The organism is Pseudomonas sp. G11 (genome assembly GCF_029457515.1).
GTDB lineage: Bacteria > Pseudomonadota > Gammaproteobacteria > Pseudomonadales > Pseudomonadaceae > Aquipseudomonas > Aquipseudomonas gorinensis.
The window spans coordinates 241736-258496 of the sequence record NZ_CP120377.1; the positions used below are offsets into that span (position 1 = coordinate 241736).

At 54.6% G+C, this 16761-nt stretch carries 12 protein-coding genes; 5 read left to right on the forward strand and 7 right to left on the reverse strand.

The window, feature by feature from the left end; translation table 11 throughout:
- Positions 1–113: 113 nt before the first annotated feature.
- The 4 genes from P2T68_RS01040 to P2T68_RS01055 all read right to left on the reverse strand — a co-directional run bounded on the left by P2T68_RS01040 (position 114) and on the right by P2T68_RS01055 (position 6376).
- Positions 114–437, reverse strand: coding sequence for a DUF2790 domain-containing protein (locus P2T68_RS01040; RefSeq protein ID WP_003253432.1), 324 nt, complete (start codon positions 435–437; stop codon positions 114–116).
- A gap of 162 nt (positions 438–599) precedes the next feature.
- Positions 600–3761 carry a CusA/CzcA family heavy metal efflux RND transporter gene (locus tag P2T68_RS01045; protein WP_216891571.1) on the reverse strand — a complete coding sequence of 1054 codons (3162 nt, stop codon included), beginning with the start codon at positions 3759–3761 and terminating at the stop codon, positions 600–602.
- A 24-nt stretch (positions 3762–3785) separates the two neighbouring features.
- Positions 3786–5036: an efflux RND transporter periplasmic adaptor subunit gene (locus P2T68_RS01050; RefSeq protein WP_169912137.1), complete on the reverse strand. Its 1251-nt coding sequence runs from the start codon at positions 5034–5036 to the stop codon at positions 3786–3788.
- Between the two features lie 68 nt (positions 5037–5104).
- On the reverse strand, positions 5105–6376 hold the full coding sequence (locus tag P2T68_RS01055; protein ID WP_169912138.1) for a TolC family protein: 1272 nt from the start codon (positions 6374–6376) through the stop codon (positions 5105–5107).
- Between the two features lie 404 nt (positions 6377–6780).
- Here P2T68_RS01055 and P2T68_RS01060 point away from each other — a divergent pair, with 404 nt between their 5' ends.
- From P2T68_RS01060 to P2T68_RS01070, 3 genes are all read left to right on the forward strand, one after another.
- Entirely contained in the window at positions 6781–8124 is a 1344-nt protein-coding gene (locus P2T68_RS01060; protein WP_009395919.1) for an OprD family porin, read from the forward strand.
- A gap of 489 nt (positions 8125–8613) precedes the next feature.
- Positions 8614–9288: a heavy metal response regulator transcription factor gene (locus P2T68_RS01065; protein ID WP_003253420.1), complete on the forward strand. Its 675-nt coding sequence runs from the start codon at positions 8614–8616 to the stop codon at positions 9286–9288.
- Between the two features lie 117 nt (positions 9289–9405).
- Positions 9406–9729 carry a hypothetical protein gene (locus P2T68_RS01070; protein WP_169912139.1) on the forward strand — a complete coding sequence of 108 codons (324 nt, stop codon included), beginning with the start codon at positions 9406–9408 and terminating at the stop codon, positions 9727–9729.
- Between the two features lie 91 nt (positions 9730–9820).
- On the opposite strand, the gene P2T68_RS01075 is transcribed toward P2T68_RS01070, so the two are convergent.
- From P2T68_RS01075 to P2T68_RS01085, 3 genes are all read right to left on the reverse strand, one after another.
- Positions 9821–10363 carry a hypothetical protein gene (locus P2T68_RS01075; RefSeq protein ID WP_169912140.1) on the reverse strand — a complete coding sequence of 181 codons (543 nt, stop codon included), beginning with the start codon at positions 10361–10363 and terminating at the stop codon, positions 9821–9823.
- A gap of 187 nt (positions 10364–10550) precedes the next feature.
- Entirely contained in the window at positions 10551–11948 is a 1398-nt protein-coding gene (locus tag P2T68_RS01080; RefSeq protein WP_223625449.1) for a hypothetical protein, read from the reverse strand.
- A gap of 81 nt (positions 11949–12029) precedes the next feature.
- Complete coding sequence (locus P2T68_RS01085) at positions 12030–12431, reverse strand: hypothetical protein (RefSeq protein WP_169912142.1); 402 nt, start codon at positions 12429–12431, stop codon at positions 12030–12032.
- A 314-nt stretch (positions 12432–12745) separates the two neighbouring features.
- On the opposite strand from P2T68_RS01085, the gene P2T68_RS01090 reads away from it, so the two are divergent.
- Positions 12746–13789, forward strand: a complete 1044-nt coding sequence (locus P2T68_RS01090) for an ATP-binding protein (protein ID WP_169912189.1) — start codon at positions 12746–12748, stop codon at positions 13787–13789.
- Positions 13753–16227, forward strand: a complete 2475-nt coding sequence (locus tag P2T68_RS01095; RefSeq protein ID WP_169912143.1) for a S8 family peptidase — start codon at positions 13753–13755, stop codon at positions 16225–16227. Before P2T68_RS01090 ends, P2T68_RS01095 begins: the two co-directional genes overlap by 37 nt.
- Positions 16228–16761: the final 534 nt, after the last annotated feature.

Sequence of the window (16761 nt, forward strand, 5' to 3'; positions counted from 1 at the left end):
TGCCCGAGCCCAGGCGTTAACATTTCGAAGCTATGGGGTATCGGGCGTAATAAAAAATGCCAGGCACTGCCTGGCATTTATGAATTCTCTAATTGTTCTGTTCAAATCGTTTACTACTTGTTGTTGATGCATTGCGAATACATCGAGTAACGAACAGTCTTGAGCGTGCCCTGGGAGTCCTCGAAGGTCATCAACCGTGGGTAGACCTGGCAGGTACGGGGGTCCTGCGACTGACGTACGAATTTCGCAACGTCTATCTTCATGCCATATTTGTAATCCTGAATCTCTGGCATTGGCTTGCCATTTTTCTCCGCGTACTTGGCCACTGCGGTCTGGTGTTCCTTGGTGTATTGCAGCTGCTTGCTCTCGGAGAAAGTGTTGGCCTGCGAAGCCACCGAGAAAACAACAAGTGCAGCAGCGATAATTAGCTTTTTCATAAAACCCTCTCAATTTCAAAACTTCTCGGGCGTAACCTTAGCAATGCATAGGCATCACCGGCATGACGAGAAACTTACAATTTTGAAAGGTAAGTGCATCTACTTCACTTTAAACAAAAAAGCCCACAACACGTGTTGTGGGCTTCTCTTTAGCGGAGGCTGTTAGCTAACCACTTCGGCCTCGTCGCCGTCTTCATCCTTGCGGTGTGCCCAGTGATACAGGGCAGGCAGTACCAGCAAGGTCAGTGCGGTGGAGGACAGGATCCCGCCAATCACCACCGTCGCCAATGGCCGCTGAACTTCGGCACCGGTGCCGGTGGCCAAAGCCATCGGGATGAAGCCCAGGGACGCTACCAAGGCTGTCATCAGAACAGGTCGCAGACGGGTCAATGCACCTTCATCGACTGCCTGTCTGAGCGTTCGTCCCTCCTCCCTTAGCCCGCGGATGAAGGCAATCATCACCAGGCCGTTCAGTACTGCAACGCCGGACAGTGCAATGAAGCCGACACCTGCCGAGATCGACAGTGGGATGTCCCGCAGCCACAACGCCACAACACCACCGGTGAGTGCGAATGGAATACCGGTGAAGACCAGCATGCCGTCCTTCAGGTTGTTGAACATCAGGAACAACAAGGTCATGACCAGCAGCAAGGCGACTGGAACAACGATCTGCAGGCGTTTGGCAGCCGACTGCAGCTGCTCGAACTGGCCCCCCCAAGTCGTCCAGTAGCCCGCAGGGATTTGCACCTTCTTGTCCAGCGATGCGGTCGCCTCCTCAACGAAGGACCCCAGATCGCGGCCTCGAACGTTGGCGCTGACGATAACCAGACGTTTGCCGTTCTCGCGGCTGATTTGGTTCGGGCCCAGTTGCAGGTCCAGATTGGCGACCTGGGACAGCGGGATGAAACCGATCTGATTGGCACCCTGTGCCGCATTGGCAGGTACCGGGATCAGCAAGCTGGACATACCCGCTACGTCGGTGCGAACGGTCTCTGGTAGGCGTACTACCATGTCGAACCGACGGTCGCCCTCATACAGCGTGCCGGCCTGACGGCCACCCACGGCGATAGCGATCGAGTTCTGAACATCCGCGATGTTCAGGCCGTAGCGTGCTGCTTTTTCGCGGTCAATGTTGATGGTCAGCACCGGCAGGCCGGATGTCTGCTCAACTTTCACTTCCGATGAGCCCGGGACCGCTTTGAGCGCTGCCGCGATCTTGTTGGCGGTGTTGTTGAGCACGTCCATGTCATCGCCGAAGACCTTCACAGCGACGTCACTACGCACGCCCGAAATCAGCTCGTTGAAACGCAGTTGGATTGGCTGCGACAACTCGTAGTTGCTTCCTGGAACACCCGCTGCGGCCTTCTGCACTTCAGCAATCAGCTCATCACGAGGCTTCTTCGGGTTAGGCCACTGATCCTGAGGCTTGAGCATGATGTAGGCGTCAGAGGCGTTCGGCGGCATCGGGTCAGATGCAATTTCTGCGGTACCCGAGCGTGCGAACATCCGCTCAACTTCAGGCACCTGCGCAATCACCGCTTTCTCCAGACGCTGCTGCATCTCGACAGACTGAGTGAGGCTCGTTCCAGGCACACGCATGGCCTGCATCGCAAAGTCACCCTCACTGAGGCTTGGGATGAACTCGCTACCCATACGACTTGCCAGCACACCACTGAGCACGACCAAGGCTACTGCGGCCGAGAAAGCGATGTTCCGATGTCCCAGCACCCATTGCAGAACCGGTTCATAGCGCAGTCGAGCTGTGCGCATGACCACGCCTTCCTCTTCCTTCACCTTGCCAGTGACGAACATGGCAATAGCTGCAGGAACAAAGGTAACGGACAGGACCATTGCACCCAGCAGCGCCATCACAACGGTGAAGGCCATCGGGTGGAACATTTTGCCTTCGACGCCGGTGAGGGCGAAGATCGGCAGGTACACCACCATGATGATCAGCTGACCGAAGATCAGCGGCCGGCGAGCTTCTCGCGCCGCGGCAAAGACCTCGTGGAAGCGTTCGGTTTTGGTGAGCATGCGGCCATGCTTATGCTGCGCATGAGCCAGTCGACGGATCGCGTTTTCTACAATAACCACGGCACCGTCGACGATGATGCCGAAGTCGAGTGCCCCCAAACTCATTAAGTTGGCACTGACCTTGTTGTTGAACATGCCTGTGAAAGTGAACAGCATGGACAGCGGAATCACCATCGCGGTGATCAGTGCAGCACGGATGTTGCCGAGGAACAGGAACAGAATGGCGATTACCAGGATCGCGCCTTCCACCAGGTTTTTCTTCACCGTCGCGATGGCTTTTTCAACCAGGTTGGTACGGTCGTAAACGGTCACAGCCACTACGCCCTTTGGCAGGGTGCGGTTGATGTCCGCCAGTTTGGCGGCGACAGCTTGAGATACGGTACGGCTGTTTTCACCAATCAGCATGAACACGGTACCGAGCACGACTTCGCGGCCGTTCTCAGTAGCAGCACCTGTACGGAGCTCTTTGCCGATGCTGACGTCAGCAACGCTGCTGATGCGAATCGGTGCACCGTCCACGCTGGTGATCACGATGTTGGCGATGTCTTCGATGCTGCTTACCTGACCCGGCGCACGGATGAGCAACTGCTCACCATTACGCTCGATGTAGCCGGCGCCGACGTTGGCGTTGTTACTTTCCAACGCTGCGACCAGGTCATTGAGGGTCAGCTTGTAGGTAGCCAGGCGCTTAGGATCCGGCGCAACCAGGAACTGCTTGGCATAGCCGCCGATGGTATTGATCTCGGCTACACCCGGCACGTTGCGCAGCTGAGGCTTGATGATCCAGTCCTGGATCACGCGCAGATCGGTCGGGGTGTACGGCGTACCGTCCTCTTTGACCGCGCCATCTTCGGCTTCAACGGTCCACAGGAAGATCTCGCCGAGGCCGGTAGATACCGGACCCATGACGGCCTCTACGCCTTCGGGCAGCTGTTCCTTCGCAACCTGCAGCCGCTCGTTGATCAACTGGCGGGCAAAGAAGATGTCTGTGCCATCCTTGAAGATCACGGTGACCTGAGACAGGCCAGAGCGAGACAGGGAACGGGTCTGCTGAAGGCCCGGGAGACCGGCCATGGCCGTTTCAACTGGAAACGTGATCCGTTGTTCGGTTTCCAAGGGCGAATAACCAGGCGCTGCAGTGTTGATCTGCACCTGGACGTTGGTGATATCGGGTACCGCATCGATGGGCAGCTTTTGATAGCTGTAGATACCGATACCCGCCATGATCAGAACAGCGATCATTACTACGATGCGCTGCTCGATGGCGAATCTGATGATACGTTCAAACATGAGAAATCATCCTGTCAGTTCGCATCAGTGACCGTGTTCGGCAGAAGCTTTGCCGAGCTCGGACTTGAGTGTGAAGCTGCCACTGGTTGCTACCTGGGCGCCGGCTTCAATACCGTCGATGATTTCCACGTACCCATTGTCGCGGCGACCCAGTTTTACCGGGCGGGTGTCAAAGCCATCTGGGGTGCGTACGAATACCGAGGGTTTGTCTTCAACGGTCTGCACTGCGTGCTCAGGTACCGCTACGGCAACGCGATCGGTCTGGGAAGTGACCGCAATGTTCACGAACAGGCCTGGACGCCAAGCGCCGTTGGGGTTGGTCAAGGTGACGCGGACAGTAGCTGCACGGTTTTGCTCGCCCAGCAGGCTGCCGACATAACCCACCTTCCCTTCGACCTCGACGTTCATGTCAGGCGAAGAGACTTTCACCGCACGACCAGTCGTGACCTTGCCCAGATCTGTAGGCGGTACAGCGAAGGTTGCCCAGACCTGGTTCAGGTCGGAAAGGATGAAGGCGTTGGTTGCCTCGCTGACAACTTCGCCAACGGTCAGGTGTTTCTCCACTACCACGGCGTCGAAGGGAGCTCGGAGTTCGTAACGATTGCCGCCAACGGAGTTAACCGAGGCACCGATCGCACCGACCTTCTGCTTGGCGTTGGCCAAGGAGATCTCCGCTTCTTGCAGCGCTTGGCGTGCTTGGAGGTAGTCTTGCTCTGCAGAAATCTTGTCCTGCCACAGCTGTTTTTCGCGCTCGAAGGTCACACGCGCCAGTTCGACGCGACGCTGTGCGGCCTGTTGTTCGCTGCGCAGGTCAGAGATCTGCTGGCTGGCGATTACAGCGAGGACCTGACCTTTTTTGACCGTCTCACCCAGGTTGGCTTGGACAGTCTCGACAACGCCAGGAACACGAGGAACCACGTGGGCAGTACGGTCTTCATCGAAGCGGATTTCGCCCGGGAAGCTCACGACGGTACCGAGGTCACGAGGCGCTGCAGCTTCCAGGGCAACACCGGCTGCCTTGATCTGTTCAGCGCTGAGCGTCAGCTTGCCCTCTTCTTCACCGCCCTCCTCGCTGTGGCCTTCTTCACCATGGCCCTCATCACCTTCCTCTTTGGCGGCAGATGCGGCTTTCTTTTCGTCGCCATGGCCATCGTTAGCGCCATGCTCGGCGGTACTGGCGGCCTGCTGTCCGGAACTGTTGTTCCAGGCAAGGCTGCCAAATCCGAGGGCTGCCACAGCGGCTACCGCGAGGGCGATCTTGCGTTTGTTATCCATTGCTACTCCTGCTGATCGTAGGCACCGGCTTGTTCAAGGCTGTGTGCCGAAGAAAATGTTTGGCCCGTTCAGCGAGCGCCGGCAGTTGAGCCGACTTCGCCATAAACCCTTTCCACCTGCGCACGCGCATTGGTCGCCGCTGCCAACGATTCGAGGTATTGGCCACGAGCGACGATCAAGGTGCGCTGGGCATCCAGCACTTCGATGAAGCCGAATTTGCCCATCTCGAAGCCGCGGGTTGCGGTATCTACGGCTTGTTGGGCTGACGGCAGAATGGTCTTGTCGTAGGACTCGACCTCCTGCATGGCGGTAGACCACTGGTTCAACGCGGTTTGGGTTTCGGTGCGCAGGCGCAGCTCCACAGCATTGCGCTGGTCTCGGGCCTGATCTGCACGACGAGAAGCGGAAAGAATGTTGCCCTGGTTACGATCGAACAGCGGCAAAGGCATAGACAGGCCCACAGTGTTGACTCGCTCGCGCACAGAGCGGTCGTACTGGCTACCTACGCTGACGGTAAGGTTCGGGATACGCTGAGCTTTCTCTGAACCGAGCGAGGCATCGCTCTTGTCGATCTGCACCACGGCCTGGCGCATTTCTGCGGTCTGATCGAGCTTTGCCAGCAGATCTTCAGTGCGAGGTGGCAAGCCCGGGGAGAGGGTTGGCGATTCGAGTCGATCAAACACGGTGACTGAGCTCCCGGTAATTTGAGCGAGCTGTTGGTAAGCGGTCGCTTTTTCCGTTTCGGCACGTCGAACTTGCAGCTGGGCTTCGGCCAGTTGCACTTGAGCGCGGGTCGCCTCCACTGGGGACGATTTACCTGCGCGAACACGGCCATCGACGATGCGAAGACCGCGTTCAGTCAATTCGAGAGATTGCTTGGCCAGGTCGAGACCTGTCTGGGCTCGCAACGCGGCATAAAAGGCTTGGACGACGTCTGCACGCAGGCCGTTAACGCGACGGTCTAACTCAAGCTGTGCGGCGGTCTGCCCGTATGTGGCGACGTCAACACGAGCCCCCCGCTTGCCACCCAGCTCAAGGGTCTGGCTGAGAGAGACAGTCGTCTGGCTGGTGTTACGACGGGTGTCTTCCACGTCATACGAGATTGTGGGGTTGGGGATAAGCCCGGCCTGCTTGCGAGCACCATCAGCGATCCCAATCTCTTGCCTGGCAGCGGCCAGGTCTGGGTTGGCATCCATGGCCGTCGAAAGCGCCTGAGGCAAGCTGATGCTTTGGGCAAGGGCTGCAGGAGCCATCAACCCAGAGATGACTGCACAGAGTGCAGCGATCTTCCAGGGCGAGACGGGGGTCTTGGGTAAGACATTGCGGTTATACCGGGGCACTTTGATGGTCCTCGTGCACAAACTTCGATAAAGCTTGGCGAGAACGCCGAAACAGCTGCCAAGCCCCACTTGATTAGGTGATGGCACTCTAATGAGCGGTAGCTATCAGAGGGGTGGCTAGAAAATTACAATTTCGTAAGAAAGCTTTGTAATGCCCGTAAATACTGGGAAACCCAGCCCGACACGATGATTTCGATACAAGCAACGGAGATGGCAAACACGCGGTGCGAAGGCGCCGAACAACAGGTAGATGACGAAATTGTAATTGTCCTATCACCCTCCCGTTATCTTCGGCCTGCAAATATTAGCTCGCGCTACGCTAGGCGCGCCGCCGGGTCAGAACAATTAACGACACCCGCGCCGGTAAACATAATAAAAACTGCCGTGAATCAAAGGAGCATCGGATGAAAATCAAAGTACCACTGTATTTGGCGGCAGTTTCTGCGCTGTCTGGAAGCTATGCTATTTCGGCACAGGCTGAAGACAAACCAGAAGGCTTCATTGAAGGCAGCAGCCTTACAGTGTTGAACCGTAACTTCTACTTCAACCGTGATAACCGCGACAGCACCGCCCCCACTTACAACAGTGGCAAGGGCAACACCAATGGCTACTCCGAAGCCTGGGCGCACGCGATCATCAGCAAATTCAACTCTGGGTTTACCCAGGGAACAGTTGGCTTTGGCGTTGATGCCTTCGCCATGATCGGCCTCAAGCTCGACACCGGTGATGGGCGCAACGGCGGCCGTAGCTCTTTCGACGTGCTACCCGTTGATAACAAGGGCGAAGCTCGCGACGAATACACCAAGGTCGGCGGCGCAGCCAAAGTCCGCTTGTTCGATACCATCGTGAAAGTGGGTGATGTTTTCCCATCGACCCCGGTGGTTGCATCCGGCGACTCTCGCCTGCTGCCAGAAAGCTTCCGCGGCGTGACCGTTGAGAACACCAGCATCCAGGGCCTCACCCTGCAGGGTGGTCGACTGCACGCCATGAGCCAGCCAGTCTCCAGTGACCTGAACGACAACTTCGTGACCTTCTACGGCGGCCCGGTCAACTCGCCATGGATCGGTTACGGTGGTGGTGACTACTCGATCAACGACAACTGGACTGTGAGCGTCTACGCCAGCCAGCTGAAAGACGTCTGGAATCAGTACTACGCCGGCACCAGCGTGGTTTACCCGCTGAGCGACGATCTGGCGCTGATCGGTGGCTTCAACTACTACAAAGCCGTAGATGAAGGTAAGAAGCGCCTGGGTGAATTCGACAACAATATCTGGAGTGCCAAGGTCGGTGTGCGTTACGGTGCCCACACCCTGGCCCTGTCGCATCAGCGCAACAACGGCGACGACGATTTCGACTACCTGCGTCAGTCGGACTCGATTTTCGTCGACAACTCCATCCAGTACAGCGATTTCAACTCGCCGAAAGAGCGTTCCTGGATGCTGCGCTATGACCTGAACTTCACCAGCTACGGCATTCCAGGCCTGACGTTCATGACCCGCTACGCCAGAGGCTCGGGCGCGGATTACTCGAACGCTAACCAGTTCTACATGCGCACCGACGACAACGGCAACCCGCTCGACAATCAGAAGCGTTGGGAGCGTGACGTCGAAGTCAAATACGTTGTCCAAACCGGTCCGGCAAAAGATCTGTCCTTCCGGTTGCGCCAGGCAACCACGCGTGCCACTGCTTTCGAATCGGATCTGGATGAAACTCGTGTAATCATCGAGTACCCGCTTTCGATTCTGTAATTCGCTAACTGGGCCAGTTATCCATTGGCTGGTCCTGTTAGTAAAACGAGCATTACGCATTCACCTTGAGTGGCTTAAGTGCTCCTTTGGTAAAAGGTGGATATTTGGCGCCCATTGGGCGCCTTTTTTTTGCCTAGAATTCAAGTAGGCGTTCGATTGTACGCATCGCATGCCGGTGAAGTTCATGACTACACCAATGACCAGTCTCTTCAATGTGAGCGACCTCGCCGTCATCTGAGCGGAACGAAGCCAGCACAAAGAATAAAATAACCCAATACTTCATAAGGTCAAATCACCTGCTGGAGAGAGGGCCCGCAACTGTCAAACCCAAACCGCGACAAGATATACCGCCAGACTATCAACTGTATTACCTAGAAATTACAAATCCGTCATTTGAGCCCCGGCACGCTCATTTTGATTTACCATCCCTTTCAATAATGCCGGCGCGCGTGCGCGGTTAATTGCTCAGTGATATCGAGACAAAATCCCATGCGAATTCTGGTAATTGAGGATGAAGTAAAAACTGCGGAGTATGTGCGTCAAGGTCTGACGGAATGTGGCTATGTCGTAGATTGCGTCCACACCGGGTCAGATGGATTATTCTTGGCTAAGCAGCACGAATATGAGCTGATTATCCTGGATATAAATCTGCCAGAGATGGATGGTTGGCAGGTTCTTGAGTTGTTGCGCCGTAAAAATTGCCCTTCCCGCATCATGATGCTGACGGCGAGAAGCCGGCTGGCGGATAAGGTCCGGGGGCTGGAGAACGGCGCAGATGACTACCTGATCAAGCCATTTGAGTTCCCTGAGCTGTTGGCCCGGGTTCGCGCCTTGATGCGCAGGTCGGATCACCCGGCATCCGTAGAGGTCATTCGCGTCGCAGACCTAGAGCTTGATCAGAGCCGGCACAGGGCGTTCAGGGACGGTCAGCGTATTGACCTGACCACGAAAGAATTCGCGCTACTGCATTACCTGATGCGTAATACCGGTGTGGTGCTGAGCCGCACACAAATTATCTCGCAGGTTTGGGATATGAATTTTGACTGCGATACAAACGTTGTAGAGGTGTCGATTCGAAGACTCAGAGCCAAGATAGATGACCCTTTCGAGACCAAATTGATACATACGCTTCGGGGTGTAGGGTATGTGCTTGAAAAGCGATAATTGCCAAGCTCTCAAGTATCGAAAATCGGCTATATAGTCCCGTCGCTTGCGAGCTTGAGATTTCTGTTTACGGTCCGCAGCGCTGATTCCTCACCCAACAAATGAGGTAGGCTGTACATGAGGTATAGCATTGATTATCAGCAGGTTTCGCAAGGGCAATCGCATGCCAGGATTGATGCCTGTCCAGCTGACATTATCTTCAACAGCGACCATGGCTTAGCACTTATTCCGTGCGTCGGCGATGTTATCAACCTCCCCTCTACGGCGGTCAAAAAAGGGGTTTGCGGCATCGTTAGATCTAGGATTTTCAATTATCTACGAGGCCCTGAAGAGCTGTACTGCCACGTCAATATTCTCGTTGAAGAGGCAGACATCAACTTCGGAAATCTCATCTCGGAATACATGCGCAATCAGGCACGTGCACGCTCGCCATCTTCATAAAGTCGAAGGCGAGCCTGGCCATTAATGGCTACGTATGCATGAGTGAGGATTCAGCAGATCGAGCCTCTACTGAGCGCCAGAGGCGGAATAGTCACAGCTTAGTGGTTGAACGGGGTGCTGCTGGTGTACGCAGAGCCGGACTCATGGTTTTTTGAATGGCGCATTGCAGTATAAAGAAGTACATAAGCCCTGAGACAAATACGATAGCAGACAGAGAAACCATTTCTGAATCTAAGACCCCAGAAATCATATACTGCTTAATCGTAATAGATCCCAGGATGATTCCGGTGCAGTACATGACGCCCGTGAACTGATTCCCCATAAAACTCAGTATGCCGCTGAAGGCATTGTTTGCACTGAGTAGCACTGCCTTTAAAATGGTCCACCCGAGAAGTGGTAAAAATGCCTTAATCATGAAGGCAAATAGCATCGACGATGCAAATAGCTTTATCGGCGTTTCTGCCCAGGGCTTGATGGTACCGTCTATTTCAACGCCGGTATACAAGATGACATTCAGAACAATTGCCATGACGGTGCATATGCCGAGGCGTATCATTTCCCGCTTAAGTGGGGCCATCATTATCACTGCGTGAATCTTGCGTCCGATGAATCGGTTTAGTCCTTGGGTCGACATTTCTCTTCCTATGCTCTCGGGATGACGCTGTTTTAACGTTGTAAGAAGGTCATGCTTTTACCCGATGAGAGGTGACGCTTCAACGGTTCTGAATTGCGCAGGGGGTCTCATGTCTTTCCCTGGTCGGGTATCTTGCTGAAAAATCCTCATCTATCTGCGGGGCAAAGATGCGATCACCCCGCCGCCGTCAGAGCTCTGGAAGACTGGTTGCTGTCAGCAACTCATCGAGTGACGGAACCTTAGCGTTTGCACTGAGGACGAGTGTCCTGGATCGGAGTATGGATACATCAAATAAAGATTCGCACTCGACTCTTCCGTTTACTTCTCTCCAGTGGGTGACTTCTGGTATCAGCTCATTAGGCACCGGGTGTAGTGCCTTAGGGTTATGGAAGACCTCCACTTCAGCAGACCACGGCTCGTAGCCATATTGCGGCCAGAGCTGACCGTAGTCGCTGGACGCTACATCCAACAGAAATGGGATGCCTCGTGATGCTCCTGGAGAACGGTCGAAAAACTCACCAAACCGCAAGTATCGGTACCCGTCTAGATGAGCTCCGCCTGAGATCGGCACTCGGCTGAGCTTTGGCACTGTGCAGGCATTGGTGAAAATGACCGCTGAAAGATGGGCATTTTCCCTTAGCGTAAATAGGCCGTTGGGGCGCCCTGATAGCAGAGATGTCTCTTCCTCCACAGTTATCAGGTGCGTTCCACGATGCGCAGACGAGTGAACTGCAAAGCCATAGAGATAGCTGATGAGCGACTCCCTGCTCCACAGCATTGAACTGGGCGCATGGAAATCGGCTAAGGCCAGAATGAGCGGTTTACCCTCCACGTGCGGTAGGGATTCGTAACGCTTGTCCAATTTGTTTTGAATGGTCCTCGCAAACCTTTCTGCAGCCGCTCCTAAGAAGCGCTCATGTCGGTCAGCGGGTGGGGGGACCGGCGAGGCGCCAAAATGCTCATACCGCTCTTCCGGGTTGGCTGTCACTGCTTCAACCCAGGCCTCCTCTCCCAGCCTATTCTGGATGTGAAAATCGGGTGATTCTTTAGGCTGGGTGACCAAGAGTCCCTGTTCACGAAAAATCGCTAATAGGTGGGCTTCCCAAAGGCGGGTGTGAAAATTCTCAGTCTGGCAATCGGGAACCCAATTTCTGTCTGGGGATGGCAGTGCGAGATACAGTTGATTCAGCGCCCACGCCCCAATACGGCGGCTTGGATCAAATAGTGATTTGAACACCACGCTTGGTGTGCGCTTACCCATTCTGCTTAGAGGAGCACGTCGTCGTTCACCTGAAGGGAGTGGAAGCGGATGGGCTTGGGTATTGAGAAAATGGCTGATTGAGGCGCGGGCTTCGGACTCGCCAGTGGTGCACTCACTATGGCTGAGGATCACCCACACGCTATCGACACGACGCCGCAAGGTGACAATTCCGAAGCTGCCGGAATGGATATTTCGGGTTAGAGCGGCACAAGAAATTCCGTCCTCACTAAGCCATGCCCCTACTGGCGGGCTGTCCCCAAACCCCAACCCTCGTGGAAGCGACAAAGCGATTAGATCGAACATCGGCGCAGCAATTTCTTTCATTCGCTGATCTCGGCAGCCGTCAAAATGCATTCCATCAATGCCTCGGAGCGTGCCCGCCGGCGATGACATCGGTGGAGGTACCTATTGAAGGAGGGGGCTTTGCTCCACCAGGACGTCTCGGTTGGTGAAGATGGTCTCAATGGTTGCAGCCTCGGCAGCCACATGAGTCTTTCGCGTGATCTCTTCAAGGGCCAGTTCGAGCCGGTAGTCTTGGAAATACTCGTACAGCTTTTCAGAGCTCTCGGATATCTCCTCCCCACCATTCTTTGCGAACAAGATGTGGATGATCGCTGCGAGTGGGAGGGAGATGTCGAGATCCTTCTCTTCTGCATCTGACTCCGAGTTCAAACCGTCGAAATACCTCTCCAGATGATTCTGGAGCTCCTCAAGCCAGAACTGAGATAGGTTGCTAGGTAGGGAGCTTTCAGGCCCGGCCAGAAGGACTTCATCTCTGAATCGAGCCAGCAGATTGGGGTTTGCCATGGAGGACCTCACGATTAGATTTGAGAGCAACTGGTCAGCATAGTCCACCTCAAAATGACCACCTCCTTGACGCCCATCCTGGTGTTCCTGAGTCTCAGACGAGGTCTCAATGGGGGCGATCCCTCAAACTCAAATCAGGACACCGCTCATAGGAATAGAGTCGTCTCCCTTGACTCTAACTGCTACCATGGTGGCATAACGTAATCCTGCTTTGGCGAGCAGGATGCGAGTCATTGATTCCCTCCTATCCTGAGCACCGCGTCGTCGCCATAGCCACGGATTGGGCATTTTTTTGCAGAGATCAGGTAACAGAAATGGCCAGCGCCGAACAGCTCAAAGCGCTCGTGAAATCTCACATCGAACGGGATGATAGTCAGTTCTATTCCGTAGCGATGCAGGTTGCCGCGCGCGAAGCTAAATCGGGCCATGGCAAGCTCGCGACCGATCTGCGCGACATGATCGATGCTGCTAAAAGCAGCGTGAGTCTTGAAGGTCGACGCAATAGCCCCACACCCCTTGCCAAGCCTCGCGGCGAAATGGCGGGCTTGCTGAGCGTTACCTATCCAAAAGATCGTTTCGTTGAAATGGTTCTCGACGAAGCAGCATCAGCTCAGTTGCAACGAGTGCTGAAAGAGCAACGAATGTTTTCTCGTCTACGAGAGCATGGGCTTTCTCCTCGCAGGAAGGTGCTATTGGTGGGCCCCCCAGGAACGGGTAAATCCATGACTGCATCCGCTCTTGCTGGTGAGCTCGGGGTGCCGCTCTTTCTTGTCCGTTTGGACACGCTTATTACCAAGTTTATGGGTGAAACTGCGGCGAAGCTGAGGCAGGTTTTTGATGCCATAGCTGAAGTCCGTGGTGTCTATTTTTTTGATGAGTTCGACGCAATTGGTTCCCAGCGTGGAATGCCAAACGATGTTGGCGAGATACGCCGGGTACTCAATAGCTTTTTGATGATGATCGAAGAAGACCAATCAAATAGCTTAATCATTGCTGCGACTAATCACCCCGAGATCCTTGACTACGCCTTATTTCGTCGTTTCGATGACGTCATCGAGTATCACTTACCGACTGCTGAACAAGCATCGAGTCTTATTCGTTCACGGCTTGGACATTTCGCGCCTAAGCCCTTTTCATCCAAGGCCATTGGGGAAAAGGCTGCTGGTTTGAGCTATGCCGAAATCCGGCGGGCGGTGGATGACGCTATCAAAGATGCCGTTATGCACGATGAAGAACGCGTCAAAGGACAGACGCTGGGCAAGGCATTGATGGACCGCCAACTGCTCAGCCAGAAATTGGCAAAACAACGTAGCAGCGAGCCATGCCGGACAAAAGAAACGCAAAGCGTGAACACTTAATACTGCCAAAAAATTCTAAGCCGAGAGATTTCACGGCACATGCCTCTAAGGGTGGCGTAAAACCGCAGATCCCAGATTTGCCAAGGCAGCAGCATGGTGCGTCACTTCAGCATCAACTGCACGCATTGAAGCCAATGGCCGAAGCAGCTAAGAACTTTCAACAGGGGATAGATGTTGAAAGCGGCTTGGGCTTGCAAATCCAGTTCGTCGGTCAGCCCGATGTGGAAATGGCTTTCCAAAGCCTTGGTGATGAGCGCAAGAAAATCGAACTCCTCAGCGTACGCCAAGAGGGAGACCAGACCATTGCCAACGTCTTCGTCCCCGATGGCAAGCTCGACCACTTTGAGAGGATCGTTACGGAGTACCTTCAGGAGAAGAAGGACAAGAACGGTAATCCCCGAGACCACCGTAACCTAGTCAACACGATCGAATCGATTCGCAACGCCGAGTTGGAAGCGTTATGGACAGACGATCCAGATTTGCTGCCGGACGACAAATCAAAAGAGTTTTGGTGGGAGGTGTGGCTTCCGGTACGAGGTGCGCGCCAGGCCGTTATTAACGATTTCACCAAGATCGTCGAAGGTAGTGGATGCGTAGTCAGCGAAGCACGAGCTGATTTTCCCGAACGAACTGTGGTGCTGATGAAAGGTTCCCAGCGCCAATTCTCGCAATCGGTGATGGGGCTCAACTGCGTCGCTGAGCTTCGTCGAGCCAAAGAAACCGCAGACAGTTTCGATGACTTGGCCAATGAAGAGCAAATCGAATGGCTGGATGAATTGGTTGCGAGAACTGATTTCCCAGCAGTCAATCGTCACGCTCCCAGGATTTGTTTGCTGGATTCTGGTGTCAATCGCGCCCACCCCTTGCTCAGTCCACTGATCGAGGAAGAGGATACTCACACCGTAAACCCTCAGTGGGGTAAGCACGATGAGGAGAACCACGGCACCGGTATGGCAGCCCTCGCAGCCTATGGCGATCTTACCGACTGCCTATCATCACTTGAACGTGTGAGCATTCATCATCGGCTTGAGTCGGTGAAGCTTCTTCCAAGCCATGGGGCGAACGAGGGGAACGCACTGCTTCATGCATCGCTTTTTGCTGAAGGGGTGGCGCGACCAGAAATTAGCCACGCGGATCGATCCAGGGTCTTTAATTCAGCAGTTAGCGCCGAGGACTATCGTGACCGCGGTCGCCCATCCTCCTGGTCTTCAAAGCTGGATAGCCTGGCTGCGGATGCCGATAACGAAGGTGAGTTCCCCAGGCTGTTTATCCAATCGGCCGGGAACATTCGCGACATCAACGCTTGGATGCTTTATCCCGCGAGCTTGAGCACCAACCTGATCCATGATCCGGGGCAGGCTTGGAACGCTCTGACAGTGGGGGCCTGTACCCGTAAAATGGACACGAGACCCACTGCCTATGAACCAATAGCGCAAGAAGGTGGGCTCAGCCCCTTCACCACAACCTCTGCTACGTGGGAAAGTGCCTGGCCATTGAAACCGGACGTGGTTTTTGAGGGGGGCAATGCTGCCAAGGACCGATATGGCGCAGCGGGGATGGCGAGCCTTAATTTGCTCACCGCAAAGAATGAGTTCGAGGCAAGACGATTCTGTACCTTTAACGCTACGAGCGCAGCGTCGGCATTGTGCTCTCGTATGGCGGCCCAAATTCTGGTTCAGTATCCGGCCTTGCGTCCAGAGACAGTCCGCGCCCTGATTGTTCACTCAGCAGAATGGTCGGAAGCTATGCGCGAGGCTTATCTCCCTGCTCGCCCAGTGAAATCGGACTACGTAAACCTCATTCGACATGCCGGCTGGGGAGAACCAAGTCTTGAACGTGCTCTTTGGAGTGCGAGCAACACTCTCACCTTGGTGGTGGAAGACCAGCTCTACCCTTATAAGAAAGGTAAGGGGAAGATCGATACGAAGGAGATGAATCTCCACAACATCCCTTGGCCAAAGGACGAGCTTGAAGCTCTTCAAGGTGCAGAGGTGGAGATGAAGGTAACCCTTTCCTATTTTGTTGAGCCGAATCCCTCTGCTCGCGGCTCCGCGTCCAAGTATCACTACCCATCACACCGCCTACGATTCGATGTTAAGCGGCCTTTGGAAGGGCCTGATGATTTTGTGGGACGCGTAAATGCGGCTGCTGAGCAAGTGAATGAAGGGATGGCGCCCAAGGATCCCGACTGGCTCCTGGGGGGGCAATACAGGCACAAAGGGTCCATTCACCAAGACATTTGGAAAGGCACTGCTGCTGATCTCGCAAGCCGTGGCTTGCTGGCTGTGTTTCCTGGAATGGGCTGGTGGAGAACCCGACCCAATCTCAACCGGTACGCGCTCCCCGCTCGTTACAGTCTGATCATCTCTATCAAAACCCCGGAGACGGACATCGATCTGTATACCGCTGTCGAAAACAAGCTGGCTATCCTGGTTTAAATATCCTTCAAATGGGCTCAGGGTTCCGCCTCAGGAATAGTGATGATCAAAATTTCTGAGAGGGCGGTAGGCGATTCTGAGCATTTTGCGTTTTTCGGAGGGTTGATTCATAGACGAAGTGACCACAGCCATGCATCAGATGTTGATTGACACGCGTGCCGCCTAGGTTAGCCTTGCGGTTGAGGGCTGCAATTGCGCATTTGTCGGGTTTGGGTACCAGTATGAGCCCCCCGTAATTTTGGCAGCAGAGGAAGCTGGTTCCTCTGAAGTAGTGACGGCGGGCATTGCCCGTCGGATTCTGAACCCAAGGTCGCGAGACTTGGAGCTAAAGGATCGCTGCGACTACTCCTCATCCATTACCCCGTAAAGGCACACATCGGTAGCGCAGTGGAAACACTGACCCTCACTAGGCTATTCAGCTTTTGTGAGATGTGGGTAGGGTCTTCTCAGCTTTTTTGTGAAACGCGCCCCTTCACTTCACAAAAAAAATGGCCAAGCGTCCCATTTCACGAGGCCTGGCCTATCACCTATTTT